At 62.4% G+C, this 12,490-nt stretch carries 9 protein-coding genes; 8 read left to right on the top strand and 1 reads right to left on the bottom strand.

Features of this window, described 5'->3' with window-relative positions:
- Positions 1–20: 20 nt before the first annotated feature.
- Positions 21–947, bottom strand: coding sequence for a cation diffusion facilitator family transporter (locus PG887_RS03385; protein ID WP_041214996.1), 927 nt, complete (start codon positions 945–947; stop codon positions 21–23).
- Positions 948–1,116: 169 nt separating this feature from the next.
- On the opposite strand from PG887_RS03385, the gene ydiJ reads away from it, so the two are divergent.
- The 8 genes from ydiJ (at position 1,117) to PG887_RS03425 (ending at position 12,462) form a co-directional block, all read left to right on the top strand.
- Positions 1,117–4,173 carry a D-2-hydroxyglutarate dehydrogenase YdiJ gene (gene ydiJ / locus PG887_RS03390; RefSeq protein ID WP_270821176.1) on the top strand — a complete coding sequence of 1,019 codons (3,057 nt, stop codon included), beginning with the start codon at positions 1,117–1,119 and terminating at the stop codon, positions 4,171–4,173.
- Entirely contained in the window at positions 4,173–4,661 is a 489-nt protein-coding gene (locus PG887_RS03395) for a hypothetical protein (RefSeq protein WP_103858443.1), read from the top strand. Before ydiJ ends, PG887_RS03395 begins: the two co-directional genes overlap by 1 nt.
- A 125-nt stretch (positions 4,662–4,786) precedes the next feature.
- Complete coding sequence (locus PG887_RS03400) at positions 4,787–5,248, top strand: hotdog fold thioesterase (RefSeq protein ID WP_042882837.1); 462 nt, start codon at positions 4,787–4,789, stop codon at positions 5,246–5,248.
- Between the two features lie 180 nt (positions 5,249–5,428).
- A complete protein-coding gene (locus tag PG887_RS03405; RefSeq protein ID WP_270821177.1) occupies positions 5,429–7,327 on the top strand; it encodes a DEAD/DEAH box helicase in 1,899 nt (632 codons plus the stop codon).
- A 331-nt stretch (positions 7,328–7,658) separates the two neighbouring features.
- Positions 7,659–8,141 carry a molybdopterin-dependent oxidoreductase gene (locus PG887_RS03410; protein WP_104454315.1) on the top strand — a complete coding sequence of 161 codons (483 nt, stop codon included), beginning with the start codon at positions 7,659–7,661 and terminating at the stop codon, positions 8,139–8,141.
- Position 8,142: 1 nt separating this feature from the next.
- Positions 8,143–10,050: a putative bifunctional diguanylate cyclase/phosphodiesterase gene (locus tag PG887_RS03415; protein WP_270821178.1), complete on the top strand. Its 1,908-nt coding sequence runs from the start codon at positions 8,143–8,145 to the stop codon at positions 10,048–10,050.
- Positions 10,051–10,258: 208 nt separating this feature from the next.
- Positions 10,259–11,164, top strand: a complete 906-nt coding sequence (locus tag PG887_RS03420) for a LysR family transcriptional regulator (RefSeq protein WP_041214999.1) — start codon at positions 10,259–10,261, stop codon at positions 11,162–11,164.
- Between the two features lie 104 nt (positions 11,165–11,268).
- Complete coding sequence (locus PG887_RS03425; protein WP_048207897.1) at positions 11,269–12,462, top strand: MFS transporter; 1,194 nt, start codon at positions 11,269–11,271, stop codon at positions 12,460–12,462.
- Positions 12,463–12,490 lie beyond the last annotated feature (28 nt).

Consider the following 12,490-nt stretch of genomic DNA (forward strand, 5'->3'; position numbering starts at 1 on the left):
GGGAAGCCCCGCCTTGCGGCTTACAACCAGCGTTTTTCCCGGGTGAAGCAGACCGAGAGCCAGGCATCCCCCAGGGTATCGCCGAGGCGGGACCAGAGCTCCTGGCGCAGGGCATCCTGGCGTTCGACGGGCCACTCCTGGCCGGGGGCCACCAGGATGTTGAGCTCGAGATCGAAGCGGCGGCCGCTTTTTGCCAGGTGGCTGTAGCACTCGACCCCATGGCGCAGGCGCAGGGCTTCGACTTCGCTGGCCACCAGCCGGGAGACATCCCCCTTGGGGGCAATCTTCAGCACTTCCCGCAGGTTGCGACCGAGCACCTTGATGGGGATGAGGGTGGCACACAGGGCCAGCAGCGAGACCAGCACCGGGTCTATGTAGCGGTTGTAGTGGCCGTAACCCAGGGTATCGAGCCCGATGGCGACCAGAAAGCCGATGAGCAGGGTGGCGCTGAGCAGGGTATCCACCAGCCACTCCTTGGAGTCCACCCGCACCAGCTCGGAGTTGACCCGCTCGGCCACGTCGGCCTCGATGAGATAGAGGATGCCGCAGAAGAAGGTGGAGACGACGGCATAGATGAGGGCGTGGCCGAGATCGATCTCCCGTCCTCCTGCCAGCAGGGAGGTGATGCCGCCATAGAGGGCGCCGAGGCAGAGCAGCAGAATGATGGCGCCGTTGATGACGTTGGCGATGGGTTCGAAGTGGGCGTAGCCGTATTGGAAACGGGCGTCGGAGGGGCGGGTGACCAGGTAGGCGGTGATGAGCCCAAGGCCCGTCATGCCCATGCTGAACAGGGTGAAGATGCCGTCCAGCATGATGGCGTTGGAACCGACGAACAGACCATAGCCGATCCCGAAAATGGCAAAGGTGATGCAACCAAACAGCGACAGGGTCAGCGCCTGTTTTTCGGTGCGAATAAGCGTACTGATAACATGGCTGTAGTGAGCCATAAAAGTCCTCCTTTCAAATGGTGAAGATTGCGCGCGCAAGCGGTTTTCTAGCTGATATACTGCCCGCTCACATGTGAGCGGACTGGTTCGGACACCCGCAAAGAGGCAGGTCCGAACGGTCGTTGTCGCCGGAATGCCGGCATCAAGCAAAGGATGGGAACAAGGATTCATGATCCCGAGACTCGATTACCAGGACAGTTTGTCACCTACAACCCTGCAGTTTCTTGAGTTGCTGGCGCGATCAGCATTTCGTGGTGATATCGAAAAGTCTTATGCAAGCCGGTTGGCGATGGCGACGGATAACAGCGTCTATCAGGTCGTACCTCAGGCGGTTCTCTATCCGCGCAGTGCGGATGACATAGCGGTGATGCTCAAGCTGGCCCAGGGGCCCGAGTACGCAACCTTGAGTTTCTTCCCTCGCGGCGGCGGTACCGGCACCAATGGCCAATCCTTGGGCGGCGGCATTATCGTCGATCTCTCGCGCCATATGAACCAGATCATGGAAATTAATCTGGAAGAGGGCTGGGTACGGGCCCAGGCCGGGGTGGTCAAAGACCAGCTCAACGCCTATTTGAAGCCCCACGGCTACTTCTTCTCGCCGGATCTCTCCACCTCCAACCGGGCCACCTTAGGGGGCATGGTCAACACCGATGCCTCGGGGCAGGGCTCCTTGGTGTACGGCAAGACCTCGGATCACGTGCTCGGCCTCAAGGCCGTGCTGGAAAACGGCGATCTCATGGCGACCGAGCCGGTGACCGGCCAGCGTCTGGCGGATAAGCTGGCGCTGGAGAACCGGGAGGGGGAGATCTATCGCACCCTCTATCGCATCGGCCGCGAGCGGCGCGCCGATATCGAGGCCACCTTCCCCAAGCTCAACCGCTTTCTGACCGGTTACGATCTCAAGCACCTCTATCAGCCCGATACCGACACTCTGGATGTGAGCCGGGTGCTGTGCGGCTCGGAAGGCTCTTTGGGCTTCATCATCGAAGCCCGCCTCAACATCACCCCCATCCCGCGCTACCGCACCTTGGTCAACGTCAAGTACGACAGCTTCCCCTCCGCGCTCAGAAATGCCCCCTTTATGGTACAGGCCCACGCCCTGTCGGTGGAGACGGTGGACTCCCGGGTGTTGGGACTGGCTCGCGCCGACATCATCTGGCACTCGGTGAAGGATCTCATCCAGGATGTGCCCGGCAAGGATCTGCATGGGCTCAACATCGTCGAGTTTGCCGACACCGACGAGGATGCGCACAAGGCCAAGGTGGCGGAGCTGTGCCGGCGCATCGACGGCCTGCTGGCGCGTGGTGAAGCCGGGGTCATTGGCTATCAGGTGTGCGACCACCTGCCGAGCATCGAGACCATCTATGGCATGCGCAAGAAGTCGGTGGGGCTGCTCGGCAATGCCGAGGGGCGCAAGAAGCCGGTGGCCTTCACCGAAGACACCGCCGTGCCGCCGGAATCCCTGGCGGACTTCATCATGGAGTTTCGCGCCCTGCTGGACGCTCACGGCCTTGACTACGGCATGTTCGGCCACGTCGATGCCGGGGTGCTGCACGTGCGCCCGGCGCTGGACTTGTGCGATCCCGAGCAGGAGGTGCTGCTGCGGCGCATCTCCGATCAGGTGGTGGCGCTCACCGCCAAATACGGCGGCCTGATGTGGGGGGAGCACGGCAAGGGCTTTCGCTCCGAATACAGCCCCGCCTTCTTCGGCGAGCTGTGGGAAGAGCTGCAACGGGTCAAGGGGGCGTTCGACCCGGCCAACCGCATCAACCCGGGCAAGATCTGCATGCCTTATGGCAGCGGCGCTTCGCTTGTCTCAGTGGACGGGCCCAAGCGCGGCAAGTTCGACCGCCAGATCCCGATTGCCGTGCGCGAGAGCTATACACGGGCCCTCGATTGCAACGGCAACGGTCTGTGTTTCACCTTCGAGACCGACTCCCCCATGTGCCCCTCGGTCAAGATCAGCCGCGACCGCCGTCACTCCCCCAAGGGGCGGGCTGGCCTGATGCGTGAATGGCTGCGCCAGTTGTCGGAGCAGGGCTTCGATCCCCTTGCCGAAGAGGTGGCGCTGCAAAGCGGGGGGCTGCGCTTCAAGCAGATCGTCGACAAGTTCCGCAATACGGTGGCCCGCGCCCGGGGCGAGTATGACTTCTCCCACGAGGTGATGGAGGCGATGGAGGGGTGCCTTGCGTGCAAGGCATGCACCAGCCAGTGCCCCATCAAGGTGGATGTGCCCACCTTCCGCGCCCGCTTCATGCAGCTCTATCACAGCCGATATCTGCGCGGCCCCAAGGATTACTTCGTGGGCACGGTAGAGAGCTATGCGCCCCTGCTGGCCAAGGCCCCCAAGCTGGTCAACTTCTTCCTCGAAAAAGAGTGGGCCCAGAAGGCGACCGAGAAGAGCATCGGCATGGTGGATGTGCCGCTGCTCTCCGTGCCGACCCTGGCCGAGGAGCTGCGGGATCACCGCGCCCGCTATTTCGATCTGCCGGGCCTCGAGGCCATGAGCCCCGAGCAGCGCCAAAAAGTGGTGCTCATCGTGCAGGATCCCTTCACCAGCTACTACGACGCCCCCGTGGTGCGTGACCTGGTGAAGCTGGCCAGCAAGCTGGGTTATCAGCCCTACCTGCTGCCGTTCAAACCCAACGGCAAGCCTCAGCACGTGAAGGGATTCCTGCGCGCCTTCGCCCGCACTGCTGCCAGCAGCGCCCAGTTCCTCAACAAGGTGGCGGTCCTCGGCATCCCCATGGTGGGGGTCGACCCCTCTCTGGTGCTCTGCTACCGGGACGAGTACGTGAAGGCGCTCGGCCCCGCCCGCGGCGATTTCCAGGTGCTGCTGCCCCAGGAGTGGCTGCTCTCCCTGCCTGCCGAGGCGCTGCCGCTGCGGGAAGAGGTTGGCACCGACCCCTGGTATCTGTTTGCCCACTGCACCGAGAAGACCGCCAAGCCCACCACCCACGGTGATTGGAGCACCCTGTTCGGCCGCTTCGGTGCACGTTTGCAGCCGGTGTCGGTGGGTTGCTGCGGCATGGCGGGCACCTATGGTCACGACGCCAAACAGGTGGAGAACTCCAAGGGGATCTACGGTCTGAGCTGGGCCGAGCCCCTGGCTCGCCTGCCGCAAGCCCGTTGTCTGGCCACCGGTTATTCGTGCCGCAGCCAGGTCAAGCGGATGGAGGGGGAGAAGCTCAAGCATCCGCTGCAGGCCCTGCTGGAACTGCTCTGATGCTCCACTTTCCCAAGGGATTCCGGGTGCCAAAGGCCTATCGGCACCCGCATTTTCTGTTGCTCCCCACCACGCCGTCCCAGGCCGTGGTGGAGTTTGTTGCCATCCTGCGCGAGCGGGATCAGCTCCATCAGCTGTTTCGCCCGGATGATGTGTGGCCCTCCGCCAATTTCAGCCTGAGTCAGCACGAGGCCGACTTGGAGTGGCAGCACTCCGAGTTTCTGGCCAAGCGCTCCTTTGCCTATGGCCTCTGGAGCCCGAACAGGGAGCCCCGCTTCTGGGGCGGTGTCTACCTCTATCCGTCGGTACTGCCGGAGGTGCAGGTGGAGCTCTTCTTCTGGAAGGTGGTCGAGGCGCCGCTCACTGACAGCGAACTCGAAGCCGAACTGCGCGCCTGGCTCGGCAAGGTATGGCGCTGGTCCGAGCCGCGCCTGCCGGGGCGGGACGGCCCCTGGGCCGAGTGGCCAGGGGTGACCTATCCCTGGTGAGGGTCAATCTCGATGCAAGATGCCCCGGCGTGGGCATCTTTTTTTTTGCTCCTTTTTCGCCGACACTGCTGGTTTGCCGCTACAGCGCAGCGATAACCCGTGATCACGCAAGGAGTCCGCTCACCATGAGTCAAGAAAGCAGCCCCATCTGGCGCAAACCCATGAGCTTGGAGGGGCTCAACGCCAGCTCCCGCAACACCCTGATGGCCCACCTCGACATCGTCTACACCGCCTTTGGCCCCGACTGGCTGGAGGCCACGATGCCGGTGGATCACCGCACCCATCAACCACTCGGCATGCTGCACGGCGGCGCCTCCGTGGTGCTGGCGGAAACGCTGGGATCGCTTGCGGCCAACATGGCGGTGGGGGAGGAGAGTTATTGCGTGGGGCTGGAGGTCAATGCCAATCACCTACGGGCCAAGCGGGAAGGGATGGTGACGGGGCGCTGCGCGCCGCTGCATCTGGGGGCGACGACTCAGGTGTGGCAGATCGAGATTCGCGATGAACGTGGTCGTTTATTGTGCACCAGCCGATTGACCATGGCAGTGCTCAAGCACAAGCGGGACAAGGACTCTGGCGAAGCGTGATCGGCAATAACGCATCATGAGTGAAAAATAAGCAAGCCATAGTCGCGAGATCCCTCTATAATTGCCAACGTCTTGAGACACCTATCACATTTTTCAAGACAGCAGAACAAAGTGGCGCTATAATCGCCGCCTTTTTGCTATTCCGCGGTGTTAGCCGCCTGCCTTAATCTGGAAGAATCTATGTCTGATACCGAACAACTGCCCCTTTTTAGTGAGCTTGGACTGGCCGCGCCTGTATTGAAAGCGCTGCAGGACGTGGGCTATGAGCGCCCGTCTCCCATCCAGGCCGCAGCAATTCCCCACCTGATGGCGGGACACGATCTGCTGGGGCAGGCACAAACCGGTACAGGGAAGACCGCTGCTTTTGCCTTGCCTCTGTTGTCTCGTCTGGAAGCTGGTAACCGCAACACCCAGATCCTGGTGCTGGCCCCGACCCGCGAGCTGGCCCTGCAGGTTGCAGAGGCGTGCCAACGCTATGCCCACCACATGCCCGATTTCCACGTGCTGCCCATCTACGGCGGCGCTTCCTACGAAACCCAGACCCGCGCCCTGCGTCGCGGTGCCCAGGTTGTCGTGGGTACCCCGGGCCGCGTGATGGACCTGATCCGTCGCAAGAACCTGGACCTCTCCGGTCTGAAAGCCCTGGTGCTGGACGAAGCGGACGAGATGCTGCGCATGGGCTTCATCGACGACGTGGACTGGATCATGGAACAGTGCCCGGCCGGTCGTCAGGTTGCCCTGTTCTCCGCCACCATGCCGGAGCAGATCCGTCGTGTGGCCCAGAAGCACCTGAAGCAGCCCAAAGAGATCAAGATCGCCTCCAAGACTGCGACCGCCACCACCATTCGCCAGCGTTACTGGCAGGTGACCGGTCTGCACAAGCTGGACGCCATGACCCGTCTGCTGGAAGTCGAACCCTACGAAGCCCTGCTGGTGTTCGTACGCACCAAGAACGCCGCCGAAGAACTGGCTGGCAAGCTGGCTGCCCGTGGTCATGCTTGTGAAGCGCTGCACGGTGACATCCCGCAGAAGCTGCGTGAGCGTACAGTCGACAAGCTGCGTCAGGGCCAGCTGGACATCCTGATCGCCACCGACGTGGTTGCCCGTGGTCTGGACGTTGAGCGCATCACCCACGTGGTGAACTACGACATCCCCTACGACACCGAATCCTACGTTCACCGTATCGGCCGTACCGGCCGTGCCGGTCGCAAGGGCGAAGCCATCCTGTTCGTGGCACCGCGTGAGCGTCGCATGCTGCGCGCCATCGAGCACGCAACCCGTCAGGCCATCGAGCCGATGAAGATGCCGAGCACCGAGGACATCAACCAGCACCGTCTGGCCAAGTTCAAGGAGCGCATCCGCGAAACCATGATGGGCGAAGAGCTCGAGATCTACGTGAATCTGGTGAACGAGCTGATCGAAGAAGATTCTGCCGATCCGCTGGAACTGGCTGCCGCACTGGCCAAGCTGGTACAGGGCGATCAACCGCTGCTGCTGGATGACTCCATTCCGGATACGGTGTTCAACGCTGGTAACGATCGCGGTGGCTTTGAGCGTCGTGAGTTCAACGACCGTGGCGGTCGTGACTTCGGTGACCGTGGCGATCGTCCGGCCCGTCGCATGCCGTCCCTCGAACCGCGTCCGCTGAAAGACAACCCGGACGTGGAGATGGAGCGTTACCGTGTCGACGTGGGCGCCCATCACGGCGTCAAGCCGGGCCAGATCGTGGGTGCCATCGCCAACGAAGCGAACATCGAGAGCCGCTTCATCGGCAACATCGACATCGCCGATGACTTCTCCACCGTCGATCTGCCCAAGGGCATGAGCGCCGAGGTGCTGGAAGTGATCAAGAAGGCCCGTGTCTGCCAGCGTCCGCTGCAGATCACCCGTTACACCGAAGTGCCGGCCGGCGGCAACACTGCTCCCCGTCCGCCCCGTGGTGATCGTCCGTTCCGTGGCGACCGTCCTTTCAACAAGGATCGCCGTCCCCAGGGTGACCGTCCCTTCAACAAGGATCGCCGTGAAGGCGGTTTCGACAAGGGTCGCAAATTCGGTGGCAACAAGCGCCGCGACAGCTAAACCCTGACTGCACTGATGAGAAGGCCGCTCCATGGAGCGGCCTTTTTTGTGTCTGTTTTTCAGATGCGTAGCAAAGATTGTCACCTTTTTCCGGCCGTGGCGGGCACCCGGTTTTATGAGGAGCCAGTGAAAAGAAAAATGGTGCAATCCATTTGCCTGGGGGTGGCGCCTGGTGTCATTCTTTGGGAAGCGATTGGGTACTTTTGGAAGGCGCAGAGATAGTTGCTGGTTGCAAACGACTGCGACTTTGGTCTGAAGGTGCATTCTGTTGTTTGCATATGAGTCAGCAGAGTGAGATGAATAAATAAACCGTATGACAGGGAGGTGCGTGATGGGCAAGTGGCTTGGCAAGGTGTTGCTGATATCCGGATGGCTCGTGTCGGGTATGGTGTTGGCGGAGGAGCCCTTCTTCAGAATTGCGGGGGCGGGGTGCTGCAATGGCAAGGGGGAGGTGGTGCTGACCCGTGCCGAGTTTGAGGCCTTGCCGCAGACGGAGGTTAAGACGGGGACGCCCTGGACTGAAGGGGAGCACCTCTATCGCGGGGTGTTGCTGCGGGACCTGGTCAGGACCTACGGTCTCAAGAGCCAGGAGGTCAAGGCCCTCGCGGTCAATGAATACTGGACCGCACTGCCGCTGGAAGACGGGGAGAAGTACCCGGTGCTGGTGGCCGAGAAGCAGGATGGCAAGGCGCTGACTCTGCGCAACAAGGGGCCGCTCTGGGTCATTTATCCCCTCACCGACCATCCCGAACTCAACAAGGAGCTCTATCACAGCCGGATGGTGTGGCAGCTGACGGCGCTGGAGAGCAAATAAGATGCTGCGCGGCAAGTTCTTGAGCCTGATCCTGATGGTGACCACCTTTTTGGGGGTGACCCTCTGGTCGGTCTGGAACTATGACCACGCGTTCAATGCGGTGACGCGCTACACCCAGCTCTCCGCCTGGGCACTGGCCCAGCTCGAGCTGGAGATCCACGCCTTCGAGGAGGGCTTGCAGCTCTATCGTGCCGGTGCCGCCAGCCGGGAGGAGATGAACAAGCGCTTTGACATTGCCTGGAACTGGCTCGATGTCTTCTTGCACGGGGAGGAGGCAAAGTCGGTCAGGGCCCGGTTCGGTGCGGACACGGCGGTCGGCAAGATCCTCGCTCTCTTCGAACATTATGAGCAGGATGTGGTGCAAGGGGAGCCGGATTCCCCCGCACTCAAGATGTTCACGGCCGCGCTCGATGACGAGATGCGCGGGGTGCGGGACGTGATGGTGAAAAACTTCACCGGGCCTTCTGCCATCGCCCAGCGTGAGCTGCTCAACGAGTCGAAAACCCAGAACTTCTTCATCCTGGGATTTCTGATGCTGGCGACCATGGTGATGTTGATGGTGCTGTTTCGCGAAGTGCGTCGCCAGCATTTTCTGGCGTGGAACGACCCTCTCACCCGTCTCCCCAACCGGGCGGCGCTCATCAAGCACCTCCAACAGTGGACCAGCCATCCCGGTCGGCGCAGCAGCATCACCGTCTGTCTCATGGATCTGGGGCATTTCAGGGAGGTCAATGACAGTCTGGGTTACGAAGTGGGGGACGCCTTGCTCAAACGGCTTGCGGCGCGGATCAAGGCCGCCTCTGGCCAGGGGATCTTCGTTGCCCGAACCGGCAGTGACGAGTTCACCCTCATCATCACCGGCACCATGCCCACCTATCTGCGCTTCCCGTTTCTGGAGCAACTGCGCAGCGAGCTGGCGGATCTGGTGTTTGCCGCCGATCCGGCGCACCGGGTGCGGGTCTTCATGGGCACCAGCCAGTACGTGAAACCGGATCATTCACCGGAAGAGATGCTGCTGTTTGCCGATATCGCCCTCGACAGCGCCAAGCGCAAGCGGCTGAATCGCAATGTGCTCTTCTCCAGCAGCATGTATCAGCACTATCAGCGCAAACGCCGGCTGTCGACCGAGCTGCGGGAGCTTATCCACTGCCCGCAACTGGCCCTTTACTATCAGCCCATCGTGCGCGGCCAGAGTGTAGTGAGGCTGGGGGCGGAGGCGCTGATCCGCTGGCATCATCCGGAATATGGCTTTATTGCCCCCCTCGACATCATCTCGCTGGCAGAAGAGAACGGGTTGGGCGAGGCGCTCGGGGGCTGGATCATCCGGCGCATGCAGCTCGATCTGTCCGGCTTCCCGAAAGAGGTATTAGCACCGCTCGAGATCTCCATCAACCTCTCCAACTCCATGTTCAACATGGGGTTGGCCAGGGAGATTGAAGTGAAGATGAGTGACGGTCCGTTGGGACTGCACCAGTTGATAGTGGAGCTGACCGAAACCATCGCCCTCGATGACATCGCCCTGAGCAAGCAGATCATTCACTCCCTGCGCCAGATTGGGGTGCGGGTGGCCCTCGATGACTTCGGGACCGGCTGGTCCTCGTTCTCCTACCTGCGTGAACTCTATTTCGACAAGCTCAAGATAGACAGATCCTTTATCACCGCGATCGACAGTGACACCCGGCAGGCGCTCTTCGTCGAGACCATCACCACCCTCTCTCATCAGTTGGGGGTGCGTGTCGTGGCAGAAGGGGTGGAAAACAGCGATGAGCTCAAGGCGGTGCTCACCATAGGGGTGGATGAGATCCAGGGTTATTTCTACTCGCGTCCCTTGCCGCTGCCAGAGTTCATGCAGTTCTGTCACCGCTATTTCGCCCACAGCGCCGCCATTCAGGAAGTGGCACTGGGGTAGCCTTGGGGCAATCGAGCTCCTGTAGCCTTGTCTTCGAGTCCCTCTGTTCGATCGTTCCTGGTTGATATTTCATCCCGACACCTTTCTCCCATGGCAGGACCGCCTATGACGTGGCTTTCTTGTGCCTCCTGCCAGAACGAGGGTGCGAGAGGACAGTCCCAGTGCTACCTTGTGCCACGAACAGTGCCACAGGGCAGAGGAGCCATAGATGGATCGCTTGGGGGTGATGGAGGTGTTCGTGCTGGCGGTGGAGACCGGCTCGTTTTCGGCGGTGGCCCGCCGACTGGGGATGGGGCAACCCACGGTTTCCAGATTGATTGCCCAGCTTGAGGCGCACCTTGGCAGCCGCCTGTTGCTGCGTTCGACCCGGGGGCTGGCGCCCACCGAGGCCGGAGAGGCCTACTATCTGCGGGCGAGAGAGATCCTGGCCCAGGTCAACGAGGCCGATGCCATGGTGCAGCAATGCCGGGCGGGCCTGAGCGGGCGTCTGCGGGTGAGCGCTCCCGTCACTTTCGCCCGCCTGCATATCATTCCCCATCTTGCCGGTTTTCTGGCGGCTCACCCGGGACTGGATCTGGAGATCCTGCTGGATGACGGCAATGTGGATCTCATTTCGGCGGGCATCGAGGTGGCTCTGCGGATCGGCAAACAGGCCGACTCGTCGCTGGTCGCCCGCTGCCTCGCCCGAAGCGACATGCGGGTGCTGGCGACGCCGGCCTATCTGGCCGCCAAAGGAGAGCCTGAGACCCCTCAGGCTCTGCAACAGCATGATCTGGTGCTTTACAGTCCACGGCCCGGAGTGGGGCAGCAGTGGCGATTTCGCCGCGGCGTCGAGGAGAAGGTGGTTTCCGGAGAAGGCAGGCTGATGGTCTCGGCGGCCGAAGGCATGCGCGCCGCCGTATTGGCAGGACTGGGGCTTGGTATCGCCTCGGAGTGGATGTTTGCCCCCGAGCTTGCCCGCGGCGAGGTGGTGGCGGTGCTGCCCGAGTGGCAACTGCCCATGCAGGAGCTCTGGACCCTGCTCCCGGCAGGTCGCCAGCCCGGTGCCAAGGCGAGCGCCTTTCTGGCATTCGTGACCGGCCTGCCCGGCGTGGGGCATGCACCAGCGGAATAACTGTTATGGTCCCCACCGCTCTACTGGTGGCGACGCTCCCCGGGTAGGCTGTGCGCATGGGGCCCGTGTCCTGGCGGGAGCCCTTCTACCACGAGGAGAAGATCATGAGTACATCGCCTTCTGCCGGAGGGGCCGCAACCCCCGGCCCCTCCCTGCTCTTCGCCATGGCCCTGTCATGCGGCCTGGCAGTTGCCAACATCTACTACAACCAGCCCATGTTGGCTGTGATGGCGCAGGACTTTCCCGGGCACTCGGGCATGCCATTGATCGCCATGCTGACCCAGCTCGGCTATGCCATGGGTCTGCTTTTGCTGGTGCCGCTTGGCGATGTAGTCGAGCGCCGCTGGCTTATTCCGGGGCAGTTTGCACTGATCGCGCTGGCTTCCCTGCTGGCGGCCACGGCCGCGAGTGCCACCACCTTGATGCTGGCCTCCGTCCTGCTCGGCATCGGGGCCACGGCTGCCCAGCAGATAGTTCCGGTGGCGGCGACCCTGGCAGATCCCGCCCGCCGTGGTGCCGTGGTCGGCAGCGTGATGAGTGGTCTACTGGCCGGGATACTGCTCAGCCGAACGGTCGCCGGCCTGGTCACCGCCTATGGCAGTTGGCGCGCCATGTTCTGGCTGGCCATTCCCCTGGCCCTGTCGGGGGCCCTGCTGATGGCCAGGATGATACCATCCGGATTACCGCGCTCTCCCCTCGGTTATGGCCGTCTGCTTCATTCTCTGGTCGGTCTGTGGCGCGAGGAGCCCGCCTTGCGCCGCGCGACCCTGACCCAGGCCTTGCTGTTTGCCTCCTTCAGCGCCTTCTGGACCGTGCTGGCGTTCTACCTGGCCGAACCTGCCTATGGGTTGGGGGCCGACATGGCGGGTCTGTTCGGCGTCATCGGGGTGGCTGGGGTGGTGGCGGCCCCTTTGGCAGGCCGGATGGCGGATCGGTTGGGGGCCAGACCAGTGGTATTGGCCGGTGCTGTGCTGGTGGTGCTTGCCTGGATCTGCTTCGAGCTGTGGCTCTCTCTGGCCGGGCTGGCGTGCGGGGTCATCTTGCTGGATCTCGGAGTGCAGAGCGCACTCATCGCCCATCAGCAGCGCATCTATGGTCTGAGACCTGAGGCCAGGGGGCGCATCAATACCCTCTTCATGACCGGCATGTTCCTGGGGGGAACCCTCGGCTCCAGCCTGGGGATGCTGGTCTGGCAACAGGGACACTGGCTCGGGGTGGGAGCAGCCGGCATGGGGTTAGCCCTGGTTGCCTGTCTCTGCGCCCTGGCCGGCAGGCGGGGGCTGCAACCGGCCATCTGAGGCATGTGCAAGACAAGAAAGGCGACTC

Origin of the sequence: Aeromonas sp. QDB14, from assembly GCF_027707845.1 — a bacterium.
GTDB lineage: Bacteria > Pseudomonadota > Gammaproteobacteria > Enterobacterales > Aeromonadaceae > Aeromonas > Aeromonas caviae.